The organism is Muricoccus roseus, assembly GCF_900141905.1.
GTDB lineage: Bacteria > Pseudomonadota > Alphaproteobacteria > Acetobacterales > Acetobacteraceae > Roseomonas > Roseomonas rosea.
Genome location: NZ_FQZF01000046.1, coordinates 1 through 24988 on the forward strand (window position 1 = coordinate 1; position 24988 = coordinate 24988).

The 24988-nt window shown below is 72.0% G+C and carries 27 protein-coding genes, 1 tRNA gene and 1 other RNA gene; 16 read left to right on the forward strand and 13 right to left on the reverse strand.

Features of this window, described 5'->3' with window-relative positions:
- Positions 1–164 precede the first annotated feature (164 nt).
- From BUB97_RS23630 to BUB97_RS23650, 5 genes are all read right to left on the reverse strand, one after another.
- Positions 165–776: a malonic semialdehyde reductase gene (locus BUB97_RS23630; protein WP_073139848.1), complete on the reverse strand. Its 612-nt coding sequence runs from the start codon at positions 774–776 to the stop codon at positions 165–167.
- A gap of 122 nt (positions 777–898) precedes the next feature.
- On the reverse strand, positions 899–1462 hold the full coding sequence (locus BUB97_RS23635; protein WP_073139851.1) for a NifU family protein: 564 nt from the start codon (positions 1460–1462) through the stop codon (positions 899–901).
- Positions 1463–1598: 136 nt separating this feature from the next.
- The gene (locus BUB97_RS23640) at positions 1599–2063 is read right to left on the reverse strand and encodes a universal stress protein (RefSeq protein ID WP_073139854.1); all 465 of its coding nucleotides are present in this window, start codon (positions 2061–2063) and stop codon (positions 1599–1601) included.
- A 17-nt stretch (positions 2064–2080) separates the two neighbouring features.
- Positions 2081–2872 (reverse strand): TIGR02186 family protein, encoded by a 792-nt coding sequence (locus BUB97_RS23645; RefSeq protein WP_073139857.1) that lies wholly within the window; start codon positions 2870–2872, stop codon positions 2081–2083.
- Entirely contained in the window at positions 2869–3777 is a 909-nt protein-coding gene (locus tag BUB97_RS23650) for a sulfite exporter TauE/SafE family protein (protein WP_073139859.1), read from the reverse strand. The genes BUB97_RS23645 and BUB97_RS23650 overlap by 4 nt, the downstream gene beginning before the upstream one ends.
- 262 nt (positions 3778–4039) lie before the next feature.
- Here BUB97_RS23650 and BUB97_RS23655 point away from each other — a divergent pair, with 262 nt between their 5' ends.
- From BUB97_RS23655 to BUB97_RS27505, 5 genes are all read left to right on the forward strand, one after another.
- The gene (locus BUB97_RS23655; RefSeq protein WP_073139862.1) at positions 4040–5650 is read left to right on the forward strand and encodes a bifunctional metallophosphatase/5'-nucleotidase; all 1611 of its coding nucleotides are present in this window, start codon (positions 4040–4042) and stop codon (positions 5648–5650) included.
- A 355-nt stretch (positions 5651–6005) separates the two neighbouring features.
- Positions 6006–6389 (forward strand): histidine triad nucleotide-binding protein, encoded by a 384-nt coding sequence (locus BUB97_RS23660; protein WP_073139865.1) that lies wholly within the window; start codon positions 6006–6008, stop codon positions 6387–6389.
- Positions 6389–7225, forward strand: a complete 837-nt coding sequence (locus tag BUB97_RS23665) for a SirB1 family protein (RefSeq protein ID WP_073139878.1) — start codon at positions 6389–6391, stop codon at positions 7223–7225. Before BUB97_RS23660 ends, BUB97_RS23665 begins: the two co-directional genes overlap by 1 nt.
- Before the next feature lie 83 nt (positions 7226–7308).
- The gene (hisF, locus tag BUB97_RS23670) at positions 7309–8088 is read left to right on the forward strand and encodes an imidazole glycerol phosphate synthase subunit HisF (protein WP_073139881.1); all 780 of its coding nucleotides are present in this window, start codon (positions 7309–7311) and stop codon (positions 8086–8088) included.
- On the forward strand, positions 8088–8834 hold the full coding sequence (locus tag BUB97_RS27505; RefSeq protein WP_408906155.1) for a phosphoribosyl-ATP diphosphatase: 747 nt from the start codon (positions 8088–8090) through the stop codon (positions 8832–8834). The genes hisF and BUB97_RS27505 overlap by 1 nt, the downstream gene beginning before the upstream one ends.
- 258 nt (positions 8835–9092) lie before the next feature.
- Here BUB97_RS27505 and BUB97_RS23680 read toward each other — a convergent pair whose 3' ends face one another.
- Complete coding sequence (locus BUB97_RS23680; protein ID WP_073139884.1) at positions 9093–9383, reverse strand: hypothetical protein; 291 nt, start codon at positions 9381–9383, stop codon at positions 9093–9095.
- Positions 9380–10348, reverse strand: a complete 969-nt coding sequence (gene nudC, locus BUB97_RS23685; RefSeq protein WP_456306346.1) for an NAD(+) diphosphatase — start codon at positions 10346–10348, stop codon at positions 9380–9382. The genes BUB97_RS23680 and nudC overlap by 4 nt, the downstream gene beginning before the upstream one ends.
- Positions 10349–10448: 100 nt before the next feature.
- On the opposite strand from nudC, the gene ffs reads away from it, so the two are divergent.
- The 8 genes from ffs to BUB97_RS23725 all read left to right on the forward strand — a co-directional run bounded on the left by ffs (position 10449) and on the right by BUB97_RS23725 (position 18694).
- Positions 10449–10544, forward strand: an RNA gene (gene ffs / locus BUB97_RS23690) — signal recognition particle sRNA small type.
- Positions 10545–10642: 98 nt separating this feature from the next.
- Positions 10643–12745, forward strand: a complete 2103-nt coding sequence (locus BUB97_RS23695; RefSeq protein ID WP_073139890.1) for a DNA polymerase III subunit gamma/tau — start codon at positions 10643–10645, stop codon at positions 12743–12745.
- A 65-nt stretch (positions 12746–12810) separates the two neighbouring features.
- Positions 12811–13152 (forward strand): YbaB/EbfC family nucleoid-associated protein, encoded by a 342-nt coding sequence (locus tag BUB97_RS23700; RefSeq protein WP_073139893.1) that lies wholly within the window; start codon positions 12811–12813, stop codon positions 13150–13152.
- Positions 13153–13186: 34 nt separating this feature from the next.
- Positions 13187–13816, forward strand: a complete 630-nt coding sequence (gene recR / locus BUB97_RS23705; protein WP_073139896.1) for a recombination mediator RecR — start codon at positions 13187–13189, stop codon at positions 13814–13816.
- A gap of 168 nt (positions 13817–13984) precedes the next feature.
- On the forward strand, positions 13985–15334 hold the full coding sequence (locus BUB97_RS27375) for an FkbM family methyltransferase (RefSeq protein WP_073139899.1): 1350 nt from the start codon (positions 13985–13987) through the stop codon (positions 15332–15334).
- On the forward strand, positions 15331–16368 hold the full coding sequence (locus tag BUB97_RS23715) for a glycosyltransferase family 4 protein (RefSeq protein ID WP_073139903.1): 1038 nt from the start codon (positions 15331–15333) through the stop codon (positions 16366–16368). The genes BUB97_RS27375 and BUB97_RS23715 overlap by 4 nt, the downstream gene beginning before the upstream one ends.
- Positions 16365–17399: a glycosyltransferase family 4 protein gene (locus BUB97_RS23720; protein ID WP_073139906.1), complete on the forward strand. Its 1035-nt coding sequence runs from the start codon at positions 16365–16367 to the stop codon at positions 17397–17399. The genes BUB97_RS23715 and BUB97_RS23720 overlap by 4 nt, the downstream gene beginning before the upstream one ends.
- The gene (locus tag BUB97_RS23725) at positions 17396–18694 is read left to right on the forward strand and encodes a glycosyltransferase family 4 protein (RefSeq protein WP_073139909.1); all 1299 of its coding nucleotides are present in this window, start codon (positions 17396–17398) and stop codon (positions 18692–18694) included. Before BUB97_RS23720 ends, BUB97_RS23725 begins: the two co-directional genes overlap by 4 nt.
- 272 nt (positions 18695–18966) lie before the next feature.
- Here BUB97_RS23725 and BUB97_RS23730 read toward each other — a convergent pair whose 3' ends face one another.
- The 6 genes from BUB97_RS23730 to BUB97_RS23755 form a co-directional block, all read right to left on the reverse strand.
- Positions 18967–20205 (reverse strand): NupC/NupG family nucleoside CNT transporter, encoded by a 1239-nt coding sequence (locus BUB97_RS23730; RefSeq protein WP_086062515.1) that lies wholly within the window; start codon positions 20203–20205, stop codon positions 18967–18969.
- Entirely contained in the window at positions 20202–20585 is a 384-nt protein-coding gene (locus BUB97_RS23735; protein WP_073139912.1) for a gamma-butyrobetaine hydroxylase family protein, read from the reverse strand. The genes BUB97_RS23730 and BUB97_RS23735 overlap by 4 nt, the downstream gene beginning before the upstream one ends.
- A gap of 6 nt (positions 20586–20591) precedes the next feature.
- Complete coding sequence (locus BUB97_RS23740) at positions 20592–20825, reverse strand: Trm112 family protein (RefSeq protein WP_073139916.1); 234 nt, start codon at positions 20823–20825, stop codon at positions 20592–20594.
- Between the two features lie 11 nt (positions 20826–20836).
- On the reverse strand, positions 20837–21499 hold the full coding sequence (locus BUB97_RS23745) for an LON peptidase substrate-binding domain-containing protein (RefSeq protein WP_073139919.1): 663 nt from the start codon (positions 21497–21499) through the stop codon (positions 20837–20839).
- A 91-nt stretch (positions 21500–21590) separates the two neighbouring features.
- Positions 21591–22517, reverse strand: a complete 927-nt coding sequence (locus tag BUB97_RS23750) for a tetratricopeptide repeat protein (RefSeq protein WP_073139922.1) — start codon at positions 22515–22517, stop codon at positions 21591–21593.
- Positions 22518–22585: 68 nt separating this feature from the next.
- The gene (locus BUB97_RS23755) at positions 22586–23095 is read right to left on the reverse strand and encodes a prolyl-tRNA synthetase associated domain-containing protein (protein WP_073139926.1); all 510 of its coding nucleotides are present in this window, start codon (positions 23093–23095) and stop codon (positions 22586–22588) included.
- A 74-nt stretch (positions 23096–23169) separates the two neighbouring features.
- Here BUB97_RS23755 and BUB97_RS23760 point away from each other — a divergent pair.
- From BUB97_RS23760 to BUB97_RS23770, 3 genes are all read left to right on the forward strand, one after another.
- A tRNA-Gly gene (locus BUB97_RS23760) sits at positions 23170–23244 on the forward strand.
- 331 nt (positions 23245–23575) lie between these two features.
- Entirely contained in the window at positions 23576–24124 is a 549-nt protein-coding gene (locus tag BUB97_RS23765; RefSeq protein WP_073139929.1) for a hypothetical protein, read from the forward strand.
- A gap of 142 nt (positions 24125–24266) precedes the next feature.
- On the forward strand, positions 24267–24827 hold the full coding sequence (locus BUB97_RS23770; protein ID WP_073139932.1) for a recombinase family protein: 561 nt from the start codon (positions 24267–24269) through the stop codon (positions 24825–24827).
- The last annotated feature ends 161 nt before the right edge of the window (positions 24828–24988 follow it).

Below are 24988 nucleotides of genomic sequence, written 5' to 3' on the forward strand. Positions count from 1 at the left end.
GTTGCTGGGTGCTTGTCCTGCTTTTGCAGTCGCCTCGGGTCGATGACCCGAGGCGCACCGGCAGCCGAGTGATTCCAAACTTCTAGAAAAAGATGATGGTGAGGGGCCCGGGGAGAGGAAGAATTCCTTCTTCCTCTCCCCGGGACAGACCGGGTGACGGGGGTTCAGGCGAGCAGCGCCGCCTCGTCGAAGCCCAGGCGGGGGAGGCGGCCGAAGGTCTTGGAGTGGTCGCCATAGCCGAGGTTGATGAGCATGGTGGACTTCCAGCCCGTCTCGGCCAGGAAGAGCTCGTCGGTCTTCTTGGAATCGAAGCCGCCCATCGGGCCGGCATCGAGGCCCAGCGAGCGGGCGGCGAGGATGAGGTAGCCGGCCTGGAGGGTGGAGTTCAGGAAGGCGCTGCGCTCGGCGAAGGCCGCGTTGCCGGTGAACCAGGACTTGGCGTCGGCATGGGGGAAGAGGCGCGGCAGGTGCTCGTAGAACTGCGGGTCGAAGGCGATGATGGCGGTGACCGGCGCGGTGCGGGTCTTTTCCTGGTTACCGGAGGAGACGGTTGTGAGGAGCTTTTCCTTCGCCTCGGGCGTGCGGACGAAAACGAAGCGGCCGGGGAGCTGGTTGGCGCTGGTGGGGCCGAGGATGGTCAGCTCGTAGAGCTGGCGGAGCGTTTCGTCGGTGACGGGGCGGTCCTGCCAGGCATTGGCGGTGCGCGCCTTGCGGAACAGGCGGTCGAGCGCCGCGTCGTCGAGGGCGGTGGTGGGGGCGAGGTTGGTATCGGGCATGGGATGGTCTCCTTGGGCCCGATACTTGTCCTGCTTGTGCCGTGCAGCAAATCCGCGCTCGGCATTGCGGTCATAGGGGGCGTGAATGGAGGCGCTGGAGACCTCCGTTCAGCCTGAAGGCTTCAGGCTTCAACCTGCTCCACGGCCACGACCTCGGGCACGTAGTGGCGGAGCATGTTCTCCACCCCGTGCTTGAGCGTGGCGCGGGAGGAGGGGCAGCCGGAGCAGGCGCCCTGCATGCGGAGCTTCACGATGCCGTCGCGGAAGCCGCGGAAGACGATGTCCCCGCCGTCGCCGGCGACGGCCGGGCGGACGCGCGTGTCCAGCAGCTCCTTGATCTGGGCGACGACCTCGGCATCGGCGGGGTCGGTGTCCTCCGCGTCGTCCTCGGCCTCGTCGCCGGCCATGACGGGGCGGCCGGCCATGGCGTGCTCCATCAGCGCGCCGAGGACCTGCGGGCGGAGCTCGGCCCAGTCGGACTCATGCGTCTTCGTGACGGTGACGAAGTCCGCGCCGAGGAAGACGCGGGCGACGCCGTCCAGCTGGAAGAGGCGGGCGGCCAGGGGGGAGCGGGTGGCGGCTTCCTCGGAGATGAAGTCGGCGGTGCCGCGGGCGCCCATGACGTCCTGGCCCGGGAGGAACTTGAGGGTCGCGGGGTTCGGCGTCGCCTCGGTTTCGATGAACATGCGGGAGGTCCCCTTCTCGGCTGTGCCGCCGTGCTTTCTGCGCTGGATGTGGGGCAGGCGGGGCGGCGGTGCAACCGTTCCGGGGCGCGGGGGTGGGCTGCGGCCGGCTCAGGTCACGCGGTTCGGGTGACCCGGTTCAGGTTACGCGGTCGAGCTCCTCGTCGCTCAGCCCGCCGGGCACGATGGTCATGGGGCAGCGGAGGCGGCCCGCCTGGCGGCCGGAGAGGGCGGTGACGAGGGGGCCGGGGCCGCCTTCGGTGGCAGTGGCGAGGACGAGGATGGAGATGCGGGGGTCCTCGGCCAGGACGGAGAGGACCTGCTCCACCGCGTCGCCCTCGCGGATGAGGAGGAGGGGGAGGCCGCCCGTGATCTCCTGCACCTGGGTGCCGAGGGCGGAGAGGAGCTGCTCCGCTTCCTGGCGGCGCTCCTCCTGCATGAGGGCGCCGACGCCGGCCCATTCCTGCAGGCCGACGGGCTCGGTGATGCGGAGGAGGGCGACGCGGCCGCCGGACTTGCGGGCGCGGAGGCAGGCATAGCGGAGGGCGACCGCCCGTTCGGGGCTGTCGTCCACCACGACGAGGAAGACGCGGTCCTGCGGCATCCGTTGTTCCCCCTCTTCTAGCCCCGGCGGAAGATGACGCTGCCGAGCCAGCCGGCGAGCGCCGCCAGGGCGATGCAGGCGAGGCCATACAGCAGGGGCTGGTCGCGGGAAACATTGGCGATGCGGGCGGTGGCGCCGACGCGGTCCACCCGGAAGGGGAGTTCCTGGCGGGCGATGATGCGGTTGGCGCGCACCAGCAGCACCTGCACCACGTAGTCGCCCGGGGCGATGGTGGAGGGCAGGGGCAGGCGGGCATGGAAGAGGCGGCCGCCCGAGACCTCGACCGGGGCTTCCTCCTCGTTCCATTGCTCGGTGCCCCGCTTGAGCTCGATGAGGGCGTTGCGGAACTCGGGGTCCCGCGGGCCTGGGATGCGGGCGGTGAGCATGTCGAGGCCGAGGCGGCGTTCGCGGCGGGCCGGTTCCTCGAGCAGGCCGGCGACGGGGGCGGTGGCGGCCAGGGCGTAGTAGTTCGGCACGTCGCGGAAGTGGGCGGAGGGGCCGTTGACCCAGATGCCCAGGCGCCTGACGCGGCGGCGCACCACCACGTCGCGGCCGGGGCCGATGCCGAGGACGACCACATTGTCTCCGGCAGGGCCGAGCAGGCGCTCCGTGGCGCCGAAGACGAGGAGGTCGGCGCCGCTGAAGGCGGTGTCCACCGCGATGCGGGGCTGGGCGAGCTCGGCGGCGAGGGCGGGGCCGGCCGGGGGCGGCGGGGCGGGCGGGGGCTCGCGCTGGGCCTGGGCCCGGAGGGGGGCGAGGGCGGCGAGGGCGAGGAGGAGCGCCAGGGCCGCGGGAGGCGGCGCCCTCACGTCGCCGGGCCGAGGAAGTAGAGGCTCCCCGGGGTCTGGAGGAGGTCCCAGAGGAGGCGGGCGGCGACGGAGAGGACGAGGAGGCCGAGGAGGGCGCGGGTTTCCTCGCCGCGCAGGCGGGTGCCCATGGCGGCGCCGAACTGCGCCCCGGCGACGCCGCCCACGAGGAGGAGGAGGGTGAGGACGATATCGACCGAGCCGGTCTGCAGCGCCTGGAGGAGGGTGACGTTGGCGCTGACGAAGGTGACCTGGAAGAGCGAGGTGCCGATCGTGGTGCCCGTGGGCATGCCGAGCAGGTAGATCATCGCCGGCACCAGCATGAAGCCGCCGCCGACGCCCATGATGGCCGAGAGGATGCCGATTCCGAAGCCGACCAGCATGGGCGGGATGACGGAGATGTAGAGGCGCGACTTGCGGAAGCGCATCTTGAAGGGAAGGCCGTGTAGCCAGGAGTGCTGGTGCGTGCGCGCGGGCAGGGCGTGGCGGCGGCGCAGGATGGCGCGGACGCTTTCGCGCACCATCAGCGCGCCGACCGTGCCGAGGACGACGACGTAGAAGAGCGAGACCGCGAGATCGACCTGGCCGAGCCTTCGCAGCAGGACGAAGAGCTGCGTGCCGGCGGCAGAGCCGGCGAGGCCGGCCACGAGCAGGACGAGGCCCATGCGCGGGTCCACGTTGCCGCGCCGCCACTGGGCGATGAGGCCGGAGACGGAGGCGCCGAGGGTCTGGTTCGCGCCGGAGGCGACGGCCACCGGGGCGGGGATGCCGATGAGGATGAGGAGAGGGGTGAGGAGGAAGCCTCCGCCCACGCCGAAGAGGCCGGACAGCCAGCCCACGCCCAGCCCGATCCCCAGGAGGAGGAGGGCATCCACCGACATCTCGGCGATGGGCAGGTAGACAGGCATGCGTTCGCCGCTCCTCCCCCGGGGAAGGGGGGCGCGTGGGGGTCCGCGCGGGCCGCGCGCGGGCGGGGCCGCGGCCCGGCGTGAACCAGGGGGCGGCGCGGGTTGCGGTGCCGCCCCGGCAAGAGGTTCCGGAGGGGGCGCAGGCCGTTTGAACCTGCTTCCCTTCCCGCGCAAGGTGCATTCCGGTCCGTCGCCGGCTGGCGTAGGACCTTCGTGCCGGCGCGTGGCGGCGCCACATCCTGGCCGGCGAAAAAGGGCATCCATGCGGCACGAACCGGTGAATCCGGCACTTTCCCGGCGCAACCTCCTGCGGGCGGCGGTGGCGCTGCCGCTGGCCGCGCCCGCGCTGCGGCGCGCGCAGGCGGCGGATGGGGCGCGGATCGCGCTGATCCACATGAACGACTTCCATTCCAAGCATGAGGGCGTGGCCGAGGGCGGCAGCGTGTGCCGGCCGGGGCGGGCCTGCGCCGGCGGTTCCGCGCGGCTGGCGGGCGCGATCCGCGAGGCGCGGGCGGCCGCGATCGCGGAGGGGCGGGCGCCCTTCCTGCTGGATGCGGGCGACCAGTTCATGGGCAGCCTTTACTACACCCTGCACCGGGGCCTGGCGGAGGCGGCGGTGCAGCGGGCGGTGGGCACCATGGCCATGGCGCTGGGCAACCACGAGTTCGACAACGGGCCGGAGACCCTGGCGCGCTACGCGGCGGCGGTGCCCTTCCCGCTGCTCTCGGCGAATCTCGACACCCGGGCGGAGCCGCTGCTGCGGGACCGCGTGAGCGCCTTCTCCGTCATCGAGTCGCAGGGGGTGCGGATCGGGGTGGTGGGGGTGACGACGCCGGATACGGCGACCTCCTCCTCGCCCGGGCCGAACCTGCGCTTCACCGATCCGATGGAGGCGGCGGAGCGGGCCGCCTTCACCCTGCGGCGGCAGGGCGTGGGGACGGTGGTGCTGCTCTCGCATCTCGGGCTTCCGGCGGACCGGCGGCTGGCGGCCGAGGTGGAGGGGGTGGACGCCATCATCGGCGGGCATTCGCACCTGCTGCTGGCGAACGGGCTGGCGGGGGCGGTGGGGCCACACCCGCTGGTGGTGCAGGGCAAGGGCCGGGACGTGCGGATCGGGCAGGTGGCCTGCCATGGGCGCTATCTCGGGCGGATGGACCTGGACCTCGGCGCGGATGGGCGCGTGGCGGCGCATGGCGGCGCGGTGCGGGAGATCGGGCCCGATGTGGCGGAGGACCCCGCCGTGGCTGCGGTGGTGGCGGAATACGCGGCGCCGCTGGGCGAGATCCGGCACCGGCAACTGGCGATGGCGGAGGGGAGCTTTCCCAACGAGGCCTGCCGCCAGGCCGAATGCGCGCTGGGGAGCCTGGTGGCCGAGGCCGCGCTGGCGCGGATCCCCGGGGCGGAGATCGCGGTGGTGAATGGCGGCGGGCTGCGGGCCGGGCTGCCGGAGGGGGTGCTGACCTATGGCGACGTGCTGGCGGTGCTGCCCTTCGGGAACACGCTGGCGACGCTGACGCTGCGCGGCGGTGCGGTCCGGGCGGCGCTGGAGAACGGGCTTTCGCGCCTGCCGGCCCTGGCCGGGCGCTTCCCCCATGTGGCGGGGCTGCGCCTGCGCTTTGACCCCGCCGCGCCGGCGGGGCAGCGGGTGCGGGAGGTGGTGCTGGCCGATGGGCGGCCGCTGGAGGCCGACCGGGCCTACCGTGTCGTGACGAACGACTTCATGCGCGGCGGCGGCGACGGCTACGCCGTGTTCCGCGACGACGCGCTGGAAGCCTATGACGACGGGCCGCCCCTGGAAGAGGTGGTGGCGGATTACCTGGCGGCGCGGGGGCGCGTGGCGCCTGTGGTGGATGGAAGGGTGGGGCGGGGTTAGGGGGTTGCGCCGTGGCGCCCCGGGAGGCTTTGCCTCCCGGACCCTCCACCGGGGTGGCAGCGGCCACCCCGGACCCCGCGTTCAGCCTGCCGGGGATGCGATGGTCGCTGTCGCGCCGCAGGCATTTTGATTCGAGGGCGCGGGCTGCGTTGTCAGTCGCCTGAGGTCATGGACCTCAGGCGCACCTCCAGCCCCGCACTCCACGGCAGTCTTCCAAAAAACATGAGGGAGGGTCCGGGAGGGAGAATTCCTTCTCCCTCCCGGGGGCCACCCGCGAAGAGGTGAAGGGCGTGGGGGAATTCCTTCGCCCCCGCTTTTTGCCTAGGAAGGATGGGAAGCCGACTGAGGAGCCGACATGGTCACCGGCCTGCCGCCCTATGACGAGAGCAACATCTTCGCCCGCATCCTGCGCGGGGAGATTCCGAGCAAGCGCGTGCATGACGACGCGTATGCCGTCGCCTTCCACGACATCAATCCGCAGGCGCCGGTGCATGTGCTGGTGATTCCGCGCGGGGCCTATGTGTCGCTGGCGGATTTCAGCGCGAAGGCGTCCGATGCCGAGATCGCCGGGTTCTGGCGCGCCGTGGGGCGCGTGGCGAAGGAGTTGGGGTTGGAGGAGCGCGGGTATCGGGCGCTGACGAATATGGGGCCGGAGGGGGGGCAGGAGGTGCCGCACTTCCACGTGCATCTCTTCGGCGGGCGCCGGCTTGGGCGCATGGTTCCGGGCGCCCAGGCCTGATGGCCGATTCCGTCGCGGAGGCACGCGCCGCGATCGAGGCAGCCGGGCGCCTGCCGGATGACGAGCTGGACCTGGCCGGGGTGGCGCTGCAATTCGCGCGGGTGGATGCGCCGGAGGCGGATTGGCGCGCGGCGGCGGAGCGGGTTTCGGCCCTGGTGCGCGGCGTTCTGGCCGAGCCGCCGCCCGAGGATGCGGAGGCGCGGCGCGCGCTGATCGCCCGCGTGATTCATGACGAGGGCGGCTATGCCGGGGATTCCGAGACCTATGACGACCTGCGCAATGCCAATCTGATCCGGGTGACGGAGCGGCGGCGGGGGTTGCCCGTCGCGCTCGGGCTGCTCTGGCTGCATGTGGCGGAGGCGGCGGGCTGGGCGGCGCGGGGACTGGATTTCCCCGGGCATTTCCTGATCTCGCTGGATGGGACGACCAAGGGTGGCTCGGTGGTGGTGGATCCGTTCAGCGGGGGTGGGGCCTTGCCGGCGCCGGCGCTGCGGATGCTGATCAAGCGTGTGGAGGGGCCGCAGGCCGAGCTGCGGCCGGGGATGCTGGCGCCGATGAGCCGGCGCGCGGTGCTGCTGCGGCTGCAGACGAACATCCGGCTGCGGCGGCTGCAGGGCAACGACGTGGAGGGGGCGCTGGCCTGCACGGCCGACATGCTGCGCCTGGCGCCCGATGCCGCGCCGCTGTGGCGGGAGGCGGCGGTGATGAATGCGCGGCTGGGCCGGCTGGGCGCCGCGATCGAGGGGATGGAGCGTTTCCTCGGGCTGGTGCCGACGGGCGAGGCGGCGGCGCGGGGGCGGGAGATGATCGAGGAGTGGCGCGCGCGGCTGAATTAGGCCGGGCGTGCTTGCCTGGGCGCTTGACCCCTTCCGCCTTCCGGCGCAATCGGCCGCTGTCATAATTCGGGAGGGCCGCCCCCATGCTGGCGCTGCGCGTGATTCCCTGCCTGGACGTGAAGGACGGCCGCGTCGTCAAGGGCGTGAACTTCGTCTCGCTGCGCGATGCCGGGGACCCGGTGGAGCAGGCGCGCGCCTATGACCGGGAGGGGGCGGACGAGATCACCTTCCTCGATATCGGGGCGACGCATGAGAACCGGGGGACGATGCTGGACGTCGTCTCGCGCACGGCGGCGGAGGTGTTCATCCCGCTGACCGTGGGCGGTGGCGTGCGCAGCGTGGAGGACATGCGGGCGCTGTTGCTGGCCGGCGCGGACAAGGTTTCGGTGAATTCGGCGGCGCTGGCGGACCCCGAGCTCGTGCGGCGGGGGGCGGAGGCCTTCGGCAGCCAGGCGATCGTCGTGGCGGTGGATGCGCGCCGGGTGGCGCCGGGGCGGTGGGAGATCTTCACCCATGGCGGGCGGCGCGAGACGGGCGTGGATGCGGTGGAATGGGCGCGCCGAGTGGAAGGCCTGGGCGCGGGCGAGATACTGCTGACCTCGATGGACCGGGACGGCACGGGGGAGGGCTTCGACCTGGAGCTGCTGCGGGCGGTGCGGGCGGCGGTGCGGCTGCCGCTGGTCGCCTCGGGCGGCGTGGGGAAGCTGGAGCATTTCGTGGAAGGCGCGGCGGCGGGGGCCACGGGGCTGCTGGCGGCCAGCGTTTTCCATTACGGGCAGTTCCGCATCGCCGAGGCGAAGGCGGCGCTGGCGGCGGCGGGGTGGCCGGTGCGGCCGGCGGTGGAAGCCAGGGAGGCGGCGTGATGGGCAAGGGCGTGAAGCCGCGCAAGAAGAAGGTGGCGGGCGCCGCGGAGGAGATGCCGCGCAAGAAGGCGGCCGCCAAGGCGGTGGCGCCGGCCAAGGCCGCCGCCCCGAAGAAGGCCGCGAAGGTGAAGCCCAAGCTCGCCAAGGCGACCAGGCCTGCCGAGGCGCCCAAGCCCGCGAAGGCGAAGGCGAAGGTGAAGGCCAAGCCGAAGCTGAAGCCGGCGAAGTGGAAGGAGGACCTGCGCGCTCTGCCGGTCCTCCCCGTGCCGCAGGACCTGGCGGATGCGCCGATCGAGGCGACGGCCCGCCCGCCCAAGCGGGTGCGCCTGGCGGAGGCCCGGCACCTGGCGCCGCTGGAACCCGGCGCGGGCGAGCCGGCGCCGGCGGTGCTGGACCGGCTCTGGGCCACGGTGGAGGCGCGGCGGCTTTCGGGGGATGCCGAGACATCCCATTCCGCGCGGCTGCTGGCGCGCGGCACGGCCAAGGTGGCGCAGAAGCTGGGCGAGGAGGCGGTGGAGGCCGTGATCGAGGCGATGGCGGGGAACCGCCACGGCCTGATCGGGGAAAGCGCCGATCTGCTCTACCACCTGATCGTCACCTGGGTGGATGCGGGAATCCGGCCCGAGGATGTGTGGGCGGAACTGGTGCGGCGCGAGGGCATCAGCGGAATCGCGGAGAAGGCGGCGCGGCAGAACCTTTCATCCGCCGGCATCCTGAAGGCGGGGGAGACGACGAAGCTGCCCTGAAAGGGGGGCTTCGCGTTCGAGGGCTCTGCCCTTCGACCCGCCAAGGGCCTGAGGCCCTTGGAACCCCGTCTGACTGCCGTGGATACGATGATCGGCGGGGTCTCTGGTTGAGGGTGCTTTTCCTGCCTTTGCAGTCGCCTCGGGTCATGGACCCGAGGCGCACCGTCAGCCGAGTGATTCAAACTCGAAGAAAAAGATGATGGTGAGGGGTCTGGGGAGAGGAAGAATTCCTTCTTCCTCTCCCCGGGACAGACCGACCTATTGAAGCGGCCGCACCGGCTCCACCCCCCCGCGCGGGGCGAGGCCACGGGCGCGCATGCAGCGGAGATAGGCGTTGCGTTCGGCCGCCGTGACCTCGCCCATGACGCGTTCGCGGGCGGTGGCGTTCTGGGCGGGGGGCATGCGCTCGTAGATGGCGCGCACCTCGGGGGCGCGTTCGGCCTCTGAGCGGCAGGCGGCTTCTTCCGGCGTGTTGGCGCGGGGGAGGGGGTCGTTCACGCAGGCGCCGAGCAGGGGCAGCAGGGCGAGGGCGGCGAGGGCGCGGGTCATGGCGTCGCTTCCAGCCAGTCCTCGATCAGCCGGCGGGCGATGGAATCGATCCGCGGCAGCGAGAAGCCGGCGTTGTGGTGGTTTCGGATTTCATCACGGGTGAACCAGCGGGCGTCGCGCAGTTCCGCGGGGTCAACCGTTATCTCGTGGCTCAGGGCTTCGGCATGGAAGCCGAGCATGATGGAGGCGGGGAAGGGCCAGGGCTGGGAGGAGTGGTACCAGGCCTGGCCGACGCGCACGCCGGTTTCCTCCTGCACCTCGCGGCGCACGGCTTCCTCCAGGCTTTCGCCCGGTTCCACGAAGCCCGCGAGGGTGGAGTACATGGTGGTGTTGGGGAAGCGCGTGGAATGGCCGAGCAGGCAGCGTTCCCCGTCCACCACCAGCATGATCACGGCGGGGTCGGTGCGGGGGAAGTGCTGGGCGTTGCAGTTCGTGCAGGCCATGGCGTTGCCGGCGGAGCGCGGTTCGCAGCCATGGCCGCAGACGCCGCAGAAGCGGTGGCGGGTGCGCCAGTGCATCAGCCCGCGGGCATGGGCGAGCATGGAGGCCTCGCCCGGGGGCAGGAGGCCGGCAACGGCGCGGAGGTCGTGGAATTCCCCGAAGCCCTGGGGGAGGAGAGGGAGGGGGTCCTCGGCGGCGCTGCAATCGACGGCGAAGACGGGGGTGCCTTCCCGCAGGCCGAGCAGGGCCCAGGGGCCGCCTGCCATCAGCACGGCCTCGGCGGCTTCCCGGGTGAGGAGCACGGCGTCCGGCGCGCCGGATTCGGTGCCGCGCAGGAGGTTCTTGGAGCGCCAGACGGGGATGACGAGGCTGTCCGGCGCCGCCAGGGCGGCCGTGACGAAGGCCGTGTCCTCCCGCCGGTCCGAGACGCGGTCGAGGGGGCTGCCGGTATAGGCGTTGGGGCGGCTGGCGGGGAGGGAGAGCATGGGCGGGCGGAAGGTCGCATGGGCCAGGGGGGCGGGCAACCGGGGCGGGCAACCGGGGCGGGCAAACGGGGCGGGCAAACGGGGGCGGCGGCTTGCCCCCGGTGGACTCCGGAGGGCGGTCCCCCCATATTCCGCCGCGGAAGGCCGGTCGCGGACGGGCGCCTCGTCGACCCGGTCAGGTCCGGAAGGAAGCAGCCGAGGCGGGTAACGTCTGGGTCGCGGTCCGGTCTTCCACCGCGAAGCTGATCGTCCTGGGGCTTTGCCCGAGGGCCTGGATCGGCTTCCCGGCCTTCGATGCCTGGCGGCCCAGGCCGCTCCCGAACCGCGGCCCGGATGACCAGCGACACCGACCTTTCGCCCGACAGCCAGGACGACCTGCCCGAGCCTCCGATGGAGGGGCCGGGGCTGTTCGGCGATCCGTCTCCGCCGGCTCCGCCAGCGGCGGCCGCGCCCGTTGCTGCGCCGGCCGCTGTTGTCGCGCCGGCGCCCGTGGTCCCGGCTGAGCCGTCGCAGCCCTATCGCGTGCTGGCGCGGAAATACCGGCCGCAGGATTTCAACGACCTGATCGGGCAGGAGGCGCTGGTCCGCACCCTGCGGAACGCCTTCGCGCAGAACCGCGTGGCGCATGCCTTCATGCTGACCGGCGTGCGCGGGGTGGGGAAGACGACGACGGCGCGCATCATCGCGCGCGCGCTGAACTGCATCGGGCCGAATGGAACGGGCGGGCCGACGGCCGATCCGTGCGGGGTTTGCCCGGAATGCCGCGCCATCCTGGCGGACCGGCACCCGGATGTGATGGAGCTGGACGCCGCCTCGAACAACGGCGTGGAGAATGTGCGCGAGATCCGGGAGGCGGTGCGGTTCCGGCCGACCCAGGGGCGCTTCAAGGTCTATATCCTGGACGAGGTGCACATGCTCTCGGGCGCCGCGTTCAACGCGCTGCTCAAGACGCTGGAGGAGCCGCCGCCGGCGGTGAAGTTCCTCTTCGCCACCACCGAGATCCGCAAGGTGCCGGCCACCATCCTGTCCCGTTGCCAGCGCTTCGACCTGAAGCGGGTGCCGCAGGAGGTGCTGCGGGCGCATTTCGCGCGGATCGCGGAGAAGGAGGGCGCCTCGGTGGAGCCGGAGGCGCTGGCGATGATCGCGCGGGCGGCGGATGGCTCGGTGCGCGACGGGTTGTCGCTGCTGGACCAGGCGATCGCGATGCCCGAGGAGGGCGGCGGCGTCACGGCCGAGGCGGTGCGGGACATGCTGGGGCTGGCGGACCGTGCCCTGGTGATGGACCTGATGGAAGCGGCCATGCGCGGCGACCTTCCGGCGGTGCTGGCGGCGATGGACCGCGCGCATGAGCGCGGGGCGGATCCGGGCGTGGTGCTGGCCGACATGGCGGAGCTGACGCATCTGCTGACGCGGTTCCGGGCCGTGCCGGGGCTGCGGAACGACCCTTCGATTCCCGAGGCCGAGCGGGTCCGGGGCGGGGCGCTGGCGGAGACGCTGACGATTCCCGTGCTCGGGCGGGCCTGGCAGGTGCTGCTGAAGGGCATCGGCGAGGTGGCGGAGAGCCCGGACCGGCGGGCGGCGGCGGAGATGGTGCTGATCCGGCTGGCGCATCTGGCCGAGATGCCGACGCCGGGCGACATCGTGCGGCGGCTTTCCGGGGCGGCGCCCGTGCCGCGCGGCGGGCCGGGTGGGCCGGCGCCTTCCGGCGGGACTGGTGGCGGCGGGGCCATGGCGGAGGCCGTGGCCGGTGCTTCGGTAGCCGGTGCTTCGGTGGCCGGTGCTTCCTTGTCTGGTCCTTCGATGAGCGGGCCGGGCGCGGGCGGGCTGCGGGCGATCGCGGGCGGGGCGGCGGTGCGCGCCCTGGTGGCGCCCGAGGTGGCGCCGGTTGCCGCGGTGCAGCCCGAGACGGAGGTGGCGCCGGCGCCGATGCCCGCGACCTTCCGCGAGGTGGCGGCGCTGGCTTCCGGGCGGAAGCCGATGCTGCATGCGCATCTCGTGCACAGCGTGCATCTGGTTCGCTTCGAGATGCGGGCCGAGGGCGGGCGGATCGAGCTGCGGACGCGGCCGGATGCGCCGCGCGACCTGGCCGGGCAGCTGACGGCGCTGCTGCAGGAGGTGACGGGCGCGCGCTGGACCGTTTCCCTCTCCAATGCGGAGGGCGAGCCGACGCTGGCCGAGCAGGGGCGGACGGCGGCGGTGGCGCGGCTGGAGGTGGCGCGGAGCCATCCGCTGGTGCTGGCCGTGATGGATGCCTTCCCCGGCGCGCAGATCCGGGAGGTGCGCGATGCGTCGCTGGACGCCTATGGGCTGCCGCCGCCGGAGGTGACGGGCGACGGGGAGCCGGTGGGCGAGGACGATATCGGCTTCGCGCCGCTTGACGACGATTTCGGCTTCGCGCCGCTGGATGCGGAGCCCGCGGGGATGGACAGGCCCTGAGGCCTGCCGCATCTGCCCTTCCGCCGAGACCCCCCCCTTTTTCCTCAGACGTTGAAGGAACTCCGATGAAGAACCTGGGCAACATGCTGAAGCAGGCTCAGCAGATGCAGTCGAAGATGCAGGAGATGCAGGCGAAGCTGGAGGCCGCCACGATGGAGGGCCAGGCGGGCGCCGGCATGGTGCGCGTGACCCTTTCCGGGAAGGGCGACCTGAAGGGCATCGCGATCGACCCCTCGCTGATGGCGGCGGAGGAGCGCGAGGTGCTGGAGGACCTGATCGTGGCCGCGCATGCGGATGCGAAGGCGAAGGTGGAGGCCATGATGTCCGAGGAGATGTCCAAGGCCACTTCGGGGCTGAACATCCCGGGCATGGGCGGCGGGTTGGGCGGCTTCAAGCTGCCGTTCTGATGCGTTCCGGGGGCATCGTTCCCATATGAGGCGGATGCCCTTCGACCCTTCCGACCTGTCCCGCGGGCCGGTTCCGAACGACCCGGTGGAGCAGCTTGTCGCCCTGTTGTCCCGCCTGCCGGGGCTGGGGCGGCGTTCCGCGCGGCGGGCCGTGCTGAAGATGCTGCAGGACCCGCAGCGGCTGATGCTGCCGCTGGCCGGCGCGCTGAACGCGGCGGCCGAGGCGGTGCGGCCCTGCCGGGTGTGCGGCAATCTGGATACCCAGGACCCCTGCCATGTGTGCCGCGACCCCCGGCGGGAGCGCGGGATGGTTTGCGTGGTGGAGGGGGTGGCGGACCTCTGGGCGCTGGAGCGCGGGGGGGCGCATCGGGGCCTGTACCATGTGCTGGGCGGGACGCTCTCCGCGCTGGGCGGGGTGGGGCCGGAGGATCTGTCGATCCAGCCGCTGGTGGAGCGCGTGGCCGGCGGGGAGGTGCAGGAGGTGATCCTGGCGCTGCCCGCGACGGTGGAGGGCGCGACCACCGGGCATTACCTGGCGGACCGGCTGCGGCCGCTGGAGGTGCCGGTGACCCGGCTGGCGCAGGGCGTGCCGATGGGCGGGACGCTGGACCTGCTGGATGACGGCACGCTGGCCGCGGCGCTGCGGGCGCGGCGGCCGGCCTGAGATCCTGGGGCCTGAGATCCTGGGGCCTGAGATCCGGGGCCTGAGACTCGGGACCCGAGGGCCGGCGGCGGCCTCACGCGCGGCTTGCGGCGGGCGGGCGGATCGCCCAGAAGGCGCCTGGGTCGTGTCGCGCGGTGCGGAACGATCAGGCAGCTTCGGGGGGCGCCCATGTCATCATCCGAGGACCCCCGGCCGCTGCATCGCCGCGCCGGGCGAACGGTGCTGCGGGGGCTGCGGCCCCTGGCCCTGCCCTTCCTGAACCGGCTGCAGAGCCGCATGCGCGGGGTGGTCGATGAATCGGCCTCGGCGCGGGATCTCTCGGAGCGGCTGGAGCGGATCGAGGCGCATCTGCGCGAGGAGCGGGTGGCCCGCGAGGCCGCCGCGCAGGATCTCTCCGGCCGGCTGGAGCGGGTGGAGGCGCAGCTGCGCGCGGATTCCGGGCTGGTGGCGGGGCTGGCCGGCGCGGTTTCGGCCGAGCAGGCCGGGCTGCTGGTGCGCCTGGAGCGGATGCAGATCGTCCTGGATGCGCTGCGGCTGGACGGGGCCGAGGGGCTGGAGCGGCTGGATGGCGCCTTGCGCGCGGCGGCGGACGGGCTCGGCGGGCGCGCGGATGCGCTGGTGGTGCAGCTGGGCGAGCGCACGGACATGGTGGCGCGTCTGGTGGGCGAGCGCGCGGATGCGCTGACGGGGCTGGTGGGCGGGCGCACGGAGGCGCTGCTGGGGCGCCTGGCCCTTCCGCTGGGCGAGGATGTGCTGGTGCGGATGCCGGAGGGGTATCTGCTGGTGCCGGCCGAGGATGTCGCCCTGATCGCGGCCATGCTGGAGAGTGGCGGGCGGCTGGAGCCCGGGACGGTGGCGGTGATCCAGGGCCTGCTGCGCGAGGGCGACGTGGTGCTGGATGTGGGCGCCAATCTCGGGCTGACCGTGCTGCCGGCGGCGCGGAGCGTCGGGGCCACGGGGCGGGTGATCGCGGTGGAGCCGGCCTCGCGCATCGCGGGGCTGTTGCGGCGGAGCCTGGCGATGAACGGGCTGGATGGACGGGTGGAGCTGCACCGCTGCGCGGCCGGTGCCGAGGCCGGGCGGGCCGTGCTGAACATGGGGCCGATCTCCGGCCATTCCTCCCTGCTGGGCCTGCCGGGCGCGGAGCGCACGGAGGAGGTGGAGGTCCGGCCGCTTGATGCGCTGGTGGCGCCGGGCACGCGGGTGCGGCTCGCGAAGGTCGATGTGGAGGGCTACGAGGCCGAGGCTTGGCGGGGGATGCGGCGGATCGTCGCCGAGAATCCCGGGCTGGTGCTGCTGGTGGAATTCGGGCCCGAGCATCTGCGGCGCGCGGGGACCACGCCCGCGGCCTGGATGGCGCTGTTCACCGAGGCGGGGTTCCGCGCCTTCGAGGTGGATGAGGCGGATGGGGTGCTGCGGCCCGTGCGGCCGCTGGAGGCGCTGGGCGAGGTGCATTCGGTGAACCTGGTGATGCTGCGGGAGGCGCCTGACCTCTATCCGGGCCTGCGCTTCGCATGAGGATCGGGCTGATTTCCTCCGCCGTGCCGCTGGTGGATGGCGGATATCGCTTCATCGTGGACTGGCTGCGCGAGCAGCTGGTGGCGCGCGGGCATCGGGTGGAGGTGCTGTACCTGCCCTTCCTGGATGCGCCGGAGGAGGTGCTGCCGCAGATGGCGGCCTTCCGCATGATCCGGCTGGACGAGTATTTCGACCGGGTGATCACCTTCCGCCCGCCGGCGCATGCGGTGACGCATCGCTGCAAGGTGGTGTGGTTCATCCATCACCTCAGGGTTTTCTACGACCTGTGGGACACGGAGCACCGGCCGGTAGCGGATGATGCTTCGGGGCGGGCGCTGCGCGCGGCGATCATGGCGGCGGATACGCGGGCGCTGGGCGAGGCGCACCGCGTTTTCACCAATTCCCGCGTGGTGGGGGACCGGCTGCGGCGCTTCAACGGACTGGAGAGCGAGGTGCTCTATCCGCCCGTGCTGCGGCCGGAGCGGTTCCGCGCGGGGGCGCATGGGGATGAGATCGTCTCGGTGTGCCGGATGGAGCCGCACAAGCGGCAGCACCTGATGGTGGAGGCGATGGGGCATGTGCGCAGCCCGGTGCGGCTGCGGCTCTGCGGGGCGAGCCTGAATCCGGACTATGTCGAGCGGCTGCGGGAGACGGCGCGGCGGCTGGGCGTGGCGGGGCGCGTGACGATCGAGGAGCGCTGGATCACGGAGGAGGAGAAGGCCGGGCTGCTGGAGCATGCGCTCGCCTCGGCCTACCTGCCCTTCGACGAGGACAGCTATGGCTATCCCACGCTGGAGGCGGCCCATGCCGGGCGGGCAACGGTGACGACCGAGGATGCGGGCGGGGTGGCGGAGTTCGTGACGGATGGGGTGACGGGGCTGATGGTGCCGCCGGACCCCGTGGCGATCGCGCAGGCCTTCGACCGGCTGCATGGGGACCGCGCGCTGGCCGCGCGGCTCGGGCGCGCGGCCGGAGAGCATGTGCGCGCGCTGGGCATCGACTGGGACGTGGTGGTGGAGAAGCTGCTCGCATGAAGGTTCTCGTGCTGAGCACGCTCGTGCCCTTCGTGCATGGCGGGGCGGAGGAGCTCTACGACCATCTCGTGCTCAACCTGCGGCGGCAGGGGATCGAGGCGGAGGGGATACGGATTCCCTTCTCCTGGAATCCCGCGGAGGGGTTGATCGAGGAGATGCTGGTCGCGCGGCGGCTGCGGGTGAGCAATGTGGACCGTGTGATCGGGCTGAAGTTCCCGGCCTATATGATTCCGGCGGAGAACAGGGTGCTGTGGCTGCTGCACCAGTACCGCCAGGCCTATGACCTGCTGGATGCCGGGCAGAGCAACATCCCCGACGATGCGCGCGGGCGCGAGATCCTGGCGGCGATCCGCGCGGGGGATGCGCTGGCCTTTTCGGAGGCGCGGCGGATCTACACCAACGCGCCGATCACGGGGCGGCGGCTGAAGCACTACAACGGCTTCGACAGCGCGGTTCTGCGCCCGCCGCTGAACGACCCGGAGCTGTTCCCGGGCGGGGAATCCGAGGGCTATATCCTCGCCACCGGGCGGGTGAACGACGCGAAGCGGCAGACGCTGCTGGTGCGCGCGCTGCGGCATGTGCCGGGGCTGCGGCTGGTGGTGGCGGGGCCGCCGGACAGCGCGGCGGATGCGGAGGCGCTGCGGCGGCTGGCGGCCGAGGAGGGGGTGGAGGACCGGGTGGTGCTGGACCTGCGCTTCGTGCCGCGCGCCGAGCTGGCGCGGATGGTGAACGGGGCGCTGGCGGTGGCCTATCTGCCCTTCGACGAGGACAGCCTGGGCTATTGCACCATGGAGGCCTTCCGTGCGGCGAAGCCCGTGATCACGACGACGGATTCCGGCGGCGTGCTGGACATCGTGCGCGATGGCGAGAACGGGCATGTGGTGACGCCGGACCCCGAGGCGCTGGCCGGGGCGATGGCGGCGTTGCAGGCGGATGCGGCGCGTGCGCGGCGGATGGGGCTGGCCGGGCGCGAGGCGATGGAGGCCCAGCGGCTGGACTGGCCGACGACGGTGGAGAGGCTGGTTTCGTGACGGGGCTTCGGATTGGCTGGTCGACGCCCTGGAACGGGCGCTCGGCGATCGCGGATTTCGCGGGCGAGGTGGGGCAGGCGCTGCTCGCGCGAGGGCATGAGGTGACGATCCTGCGGAGCGAGGCGGGGGAGGCGGCGGCGATGCCGGCACGCCCGGGCCCCTTCCCCGTGTTCCATCTGGACGAGCTGGACGACGATGCGCTGCGCCGGCGCTTCGACGTGGTGGTGGCGCATCTCGGCAACCACCAGCCCTATCACGGCGCGCAGGTGACGCGGCTGGACGGGGTGGGGATGGTGGGGGTGTTCCACGACCTCTTCCTCGCCCATCTCGCGGCCGGCTGGTTCGAGCATGCGGGCAATCCGATGGGCGTGCTGGACGCCGCGCGGGACCTGTATGGCCCCGAGGGGATGCCGGAGGGCGAGCCCTTTTGGGACGATCTTTCGGATATGGTGCGGCGGCGACCGATGCTGGAATGGCTTTCCCGCCGCTGCGTGGCGGCGGTGGCGCATGCCGGGCATTACGAGGCGCGGCTCCGCCAGTCCTGCCCGGGGCCCGTGGCGGTCATTCCGCTGGCCTTCGTCGCGCCGGGCCTGCCGCCGGCACCCCCGGCCAGCGGGCGGCTGACCGTGGCGGCCATCGGCCACGCCAATGCCAATAAGCGGATCGACCAGATCATCATGGCGATCGGCTCCTCCGTGCGGCTGCGTGGGCGGTGCCGGCTGCGGGTGATCGGCGAGGCGACGGCGGGCGAGCGGGCGCGGCTGGAGGGGCTGGCGGCGGTGCTGGGGATCGAGCCGCCGGAATTCACGGGCTGGGTGGATGACGACGCGCTGCGCGGGCAGCTGCGGGACGTGGATGTCATCACCTGCCTGCGGAACCCGGTGCTGGAAGGGGCCTCGGCCTCGGTCATCACCGCCATGGCCTCCGGCCGGCCGACGCTGGTGACGGACCATGGCTGCTACGCCGAGATCCCGAAGGACACGGTGATGGCCTGCCGCCCGGAGGCCGAGGCGCTGGATGCGATGCGGCACCTGGAGCGGCTGCTGGCACATCCCGAGGAAGGGGCGGCCCTGGCCGCGCGCGGGCGGGAGGTGGCGCTGACGCGCCATGCGCCGGACGCCTATGCCGAGGCGCTGCTGCCGCTGCTCGAGAGGGTTGTGGCGGACCGGCCGCGGCGCGAGGCGCGGCGGCACCTGTTCTCCACGCTGGGGAGCCTGGGGCTGGGGGCGGAGGATCCCTCCGCCGGGCGGGCGGAGGCGGTGCTGGCGGGGATGGGGTTGGCTCGGGCGGGGTGATGGCTGTTGCTGCCGGGAGGCTCTGCCTCCCGGGCCCTCCGCCGGGGTGGCAGCGGCCACCCCGGACCCCGCGTTCGGCCTGCCGGGGATGCGACGCCGGCTGTTGCGCCGCAGGCATTTTGATTTGGGGGCGCGGGCTGACCTGACCGTCGCCGAGGGTCATGGACCCTCGGCGCACCTCCAGCCCCGCATTCCACGGCAGTCTTCCAAAAGAAGATGAGGGAGGGTCCGGGAGGGAGAATTCCTTCTCCCTCCCGGGGTGCCGCCAAGGATCAGGGCGAGAGCAGCCCGACGGTGGCGCCGGTCATGCAGCAGGCGATGGTGGCGGCCAGCAGGGCCGGCAGGCCGAGGCGGACGATGTCGGCGCGGCGTTCGGGGCAGAGGGCGCCCATGCCGGAGACCATGATTCCGACGCTGGCGAAGTTGGCGAAGCCGCAGAGGGCCCAGGAGAGGATGAGCCTGGTGCGAGGGGCGAGGTCGGCGCCGGCCGGGCCGGCCATGTCGAGATAGGCGACGAATTCGTTCACCACGCCGCGGATGCCGAGCAGGCGCGCGGCGGCGGCGGTGTCCTCGGGTGGGATGCCCATGGCCCAGGCGAGGGGGAGGAGGAGGGTGCCGGCGACGGTTTCGAGGGTGAGGCCGGTGAGGGGGTGGAGGGCCATGTTGGCCAGGGCGACGAGGGCCACGAAGACGATGAGGCCCGCCATGATGTTGAGCAGGAGGGAGAGGCCGTCCGCGGTGCCGCGGGTGAGGGCGTCCATGGCGCTGTCGTAGAGGCGGGGGGCCTCGATGTCGGTCGATTCCGGGGTGGTTTCGCCGGGGAGCATGAGGCGGGCGACGAGGATGGCCGCGGGGGCGCTGACGAGGCTGGCGGCGAGGAGCTGGCCGGCGGCATCGGGCACGGCGTTGGCCAGCATGGCGGCGTAGACGACGAGCATGTTGCCGCTGATGGTGGCCAGCCCCGCGGTCATGACCACCAGCAGCTCGGAGCGTGACAGGCTGGCGAGCCAGGGGCGGATGAAGAGCGTGGCTTCCACCATGCCGGTGAAGACATTGGCCGCGACCGAGACGCCGCAGGCGCCGGAGATGCCGAAGGCGGCGCGGAGCGCGCGGGACATGAGGCGCACGAGGGCGGGCAGGACGCGCCAGTGGTAGAGCAAGGCCGAGAGGGCGCCCACCAGCAGGACGATGGGCAGGGCCTGGAAGAAGAGGACGAAGGAGGCGCCCGGCGCCGTTTCCGCGAAGGGCAGGGGGGCGCCGCCGAGATAGCCGAAGACGAGGCTGGTGCCGGCGCGGGTGGCACGGGCCAGGGCGTCCACCGCATCCCCCACCAGGGCGAAGGCGGCGCGGAGCGGCGGGATGTGGAGGAGGGTGGCGCCGAGGGCGAGCTGGAGGGCCAGCCCGGCGAGGACGGCGCGCCAGGGCACGGGGCGGCGGAAGCCGCCGGCCGCCCAGGCGAGGGCCGCCAGGGCCAGCAGGCCCAGGGCCGATTGGAGCTGGAGGGGGATCAACCCCTGTCTGCCCGGGAGGCGCGGCCGCGCAGGTCCCGGGAGAGGCCTTTGGCTTCCAGCTCGGCCAGGTATTCGGGCCAGCGCGTTTCGTATTCGCGGCCGAGGCGGTGGAGGGTTTCCCAGCTGTAGAGGCCGCTGTCGTGCCGGTCGTCGAAGATGAGGCGGATGGCGTAGTTGCCGACCGGCTCGATCGCGGCGATGGCCACCTCCCGCTTGCCGTGGACGAGCTTCTTCTCGCCGGGGCCGTGGCCCTGGACCTCGGCGGAGGGGCTTTCGACGCGGAGGTATTCGGCGGGCAGGCTGAAGCGGCTGCCGTCGTCGAAGGCCAGGTCCAGCCGGCGTTCCGCGCGGTTCAGGCGGATTTCGGTGGGGGTGGGCACCGGGGCTCAGTCGGCGAGGCGGCGGGCCTCGTCGGGGAGCATGATGGGGATGCCGTCGCGGATGGGATAGGCGAGGCCGGCGCTTTCGCTGATCAGCTCGCCGGCGGCGCGGTCGTAGCGGAGCGGGCCCTTGGTGACGGGGCAGACGAGGATTTCCAGCAGGCGCGGATCCACTGCGGCGGGAGCGGGAGCGGGGGCGGGGGCGGGCGCGTTGCCGGCCGGGTTCGGGGTCTGGCTCATCCGTATGGTCCTCAACTCGGGCGGATGTCTTGGCCCGGACCGGGCAGGCTGTCCATCCGCAGCATGGTGACGAGCATGGTGGCGCGGGCCGCGGCGTCCGGCGCTTCGAGCAGGGCCTGCTTCTCCACCGGCTCGAAAGGGCAGACGGCCGCGAGGGTGTTGACGAGGGCGTGGTCGTCCAGCCGTTCCACGGCTTCCCAGTTTGCCTCGATCCCCTTGGCGCGGAAATAGGTGCGCAGCGCCTCCAGCAGGGCGGGGCGGCCGAGGATAACGGGGGGGAGGGGGCGGGCGAGGTCGGCGGCGAAGGGGGTGTAGTCCGGGCGGACGCGGCGGTAGCCGTCCCGCATCGGCAGTTCCTCGGTGATCTGGAAGCGGATGGTGCCGGCGAGGGTGATGAGGAGGCGGCCGTCCTCCGTCTCGGAGAAGGAGGAGAGGCGGCCGAGGCAGCCGATGCGGTAGAGGCCCGGGCCGTTGGGGGTGGCGGGCAGGCTGCGGTCCGGCTGGATCATGCCGAGGCTGCGGCGGTTGCCGAGGCTGGCCTGGACCATGGCGAGGTAGCGTGGTTCGAAGATGTTCAGGGGCAGGCGGCCGCCCGGCAGGAGCAGCGCGCCCGTGAGGGGGAAGACCGCGATCTCCGCGGGCAGGTCGTCGAGGCCCGTGGGATGGAAGGGCATGTTCGTTCAGTTCCCGTTCGCCGGAAGGAAGGGGGAGGCGCGCCGCGCCGGGCGCGCCTCGCGGGCCTGAACGGGAGGTGGTCCCGGATTCCTAGCTGAACAGGAGGGCGGAGAGCTTGCGGCGGCCGGCCTTGGTGGCCGGGTCCTCGAAGCCCCAGGCCTCGAAGAACTTCAGGAGCTGCTTGCGGGCGGCCTGGTCGTTCCACTCGCGGTCGCGCCGGAAGGCTTCCAGCAGGGCATCGGCGGCACCGGCGCGGTCATCGGCGGCGTTGAGGGCGGTGGCGAGGTCGATGCGGGCCTGGTGGTCGTTCGGGTCGGCGGCGAGGCGGGCCTCGAACTCGGCGAGCTTGCCGCGGGCTTCCCGGCCGGCCTTGGCGAGCTCGAGGGCGGAGCGGACGGCGGTGACCTCGGCGTGGTCCTGCATCTTCGCCGGCAGGCTTTCGATCACCTGGGCGGCCTGGTCTTCCTCCCCCAGCTCCATCAGGGAGCGGGCGACGCCGGCCATGGCGGCCGCGTTCTCGGGTTCCTGCTGGGCGAGGGCGCCGTAGAGCTCGAGAGCGGCCTGGTGGTCGCCTTCCTCGGCGGCCTGCTTCGCCTCGGCCAGGAGGTCGGCGGAGGGCATCTGGCCGCCGGCGAGCTTGAGGAGGTTCTCGGTGAACTTCTTCACCTCGCTCTCGGGCAGGGCGCCCTGGAAGAGGTCGGCGATCTGGCCCTGCCAGAAGGCGGCGACGGTGGGGACGGACTGGAGGGGCAGGCCGAGCTGGGCGAGCTGCTGCACCAGGGCGCGGTTCTGGTCGATATCGATCTTTACCAGGCGCACGCGGCCGCCGGCGGCGCGGACGACCTTTTCCAGCGTGGGGGTGAGGGTTTTGCAGGGGCCGCACCAGGTGGCCCAGAAGTCCACCAGGACGGGGACTTCGCGGCTGGCGGCCACGACATCCTGCATGAAGCTCTTCTGGTCGCCGTCCTTGATGATGTCGGCGGCGGGGGGCGGGTTCTGGTCGAGGAGGGTGCTCATCGTCTGGGTCTTCCGGGAGTCTGGCGGGTTCAGGGGCTTGTTCCCCCATAGATGCGCCGCGCGGGCGCTCAGGCAAGCGGTTGGGTCAGGTCGATCGCCTCGGGCTCGTGGCCGAGGGCCTGGAGGAAGCGGCGGAGGTCGGCCGGGGCGAGGGCGGTGGTCGCCTCGTTCGTCAGCGGGTGGATGTTCACGGGGCCGGGGCCTTCCAGCAGCCGGTGGTCGATCACGGTGCGGATGCTGCCCGGGGGCGCGTTGACCAGGGCGAGCGGGGTGACGGAGCCCGGGCGGACGCCGAGCTGGTCCCAGAGTTCCTGCTCGTTGGCCATGGAGAGGCGGCCGGTGCCGAGGCGGCGGGCGAGGGCGTTGATGGAGAGGGGGGTGTTCTCCTCCGCCACGACGAGGAGGAAGGGGTGGGGCGGCCGTGCCCGGAGGAAGAGGTTCTTCACATGCAGGCCGGGCAGGTCCCCCCGCAGCGCCTGGCTTTCGGCGACGGTGTGGAGCGCGGGGTGGCGGTGGGTGGTGGCCGGGATGCCGTGCCGTTCGAGGAGGGCGAGGAGGGATTCCGGCGAGATGGGCATGGCTGCGTATCGATCGGGGGGAAGGGGGTTGCAAGGCCCCACGCCCCATGTCATACGGCCGCCACGCACGGAGCGCGGGCGTAGCTCAGGGGTAGAGCACGACCTTGCCAAGGTCGGGGTCGAGGGTTCGAATCCCTTCGCCCGCTCCAGTCGGCCTTTATCCAACCATTCTCCGACGCAGTGACCCACGCCGTGAGGCGCAGGTTTCCTGCGGTTTTCGGCTGCGACCTTGATGGCGCAAGGGCGGAACGAAGACGGGTTTTCTCTCCGAAATGCCGGAGCGTCTCAGGACCTTGAGGGTGGGCTGATTTTACCCTCAAGCCTAAGTCATTGATCCCGCATCATTCCTGGCGCAATCTCAGCGCAATATTCAGCTTTCCAATTGCTCGGGCGGTTCGACGGCAAAACCGTATTCCGCAGCCCCAAGCCCAGCAGACCGCAAGCTACTGCCTTTTAAGATGCTGACATTATTGGAGCCTCATGTCGGAGATTGACGACGTCTTCGCACGCCTCGGCGGCGGACAGATGGCCACCGGCGAGCAGCGAGACCAGCGGACCATCCCGCGCAAGGGCAAGATGGCCGGCAGCCGGGTCGTGGAGGTCGTGCACCTGCCGACCAGAGGCGCCAGTCCCACCGCAAGCGTAGCCCATCGAGCCGATCCTGGCGTCCGCGCCCAGACCTGGGAGGGCGGTTTCCCCGCAGCGGTCGCGCCGCGTCTGCCTTCCTCGTCAGCCCAGCCTGTTGGGGTGAAGGCGCCGGTGCAAGTCGGCCACGTCCTGACTAGGTGGACGCCGACGGCGCTGGAGGTGGCGAAGCCGCCGTCTGAGCTTGTGCATGTCGAGCATAAGCCCAGCCCGCACCACCAACCGGCCAAGCGCCCGTCCAGCGGCAAGGCTAGGCATGCAACCCGACGCATCGCCGACCCGCTCGATGCCGGCGACGATGGGGCCAATTGCCTGCGCTGCGGCTACGTGATCCAGCCGTGGCGCGAGCGACGCGGGCTGATGACCTGTGCCGGGTGCGGCTAAGTCAGGCCGTCCTTCTTCCGCCTGGCGTTCGCAGCTTGCAGTTGCAGAACCACTACCTCCTGCAAGACCGAAACCGCGCCGCACAGAGCATTGGATTCATTGGCTCTAGACTTCTTGCAAAACCCTATTGCAGAATCCACACATGAATCTCGGCTACGTCCGCATCTCTACAGAAAAGCAGGCGCTTGCCCTGCAACGGGATGCGCTGACCGCTTCCGAGTGCGCCGAGGTGTTCGAGCACCCCCGCGTATGGGGAGTTGCGACGAGCCGGCCGGGTCTCGGGGCGCTTGCCCGTATTGGAGACTGCGACGTTCTCGTCGTCTGGAAGCTGGACCGGCTGGGACGGTTGCTGCAGCATCTGATCGAGACGGTGCGCCAACTTGGGGCACGCGGGAACGGTTTCACGTCGCTGTCGGAAAGCAGCGGCACTACCACGGACGGCGGCAAGCCTAGTTTCCACCGCATGTGCGCGCTGGCCGAGTTCGAACGCGCGTTGATCGTGGAGCGGGTCAGTGCCGGTATCGCTCCCGCGAAGAAGCGCGGGAAACACGTCGGGCGGCCACGTAAGTTGACACCCGACCAGGTCGCGCATCCGTGCGAGGTTATCGACGGCGGCTTGCAAACGCCGGCTGGCATGACTGGACTGCTCGAGGTCGATCATTCGAGCCTGCGGCGTCTGGAGGCAAATGCGAGTGGCCGCTGACGAAATCGATTGGGCGTGGCAGGAGATGCACCTGCACGTCCGCCTCAGAGACAGTGACGGCGATGCATGTTGAGTTTCGCTGAGAACTGACCCGGGGTTTTCATCGAGAACTGACCCGTGCAGGGATATGTCCCGCGGGCTGTGGCCGCGGGTCAAGCGGG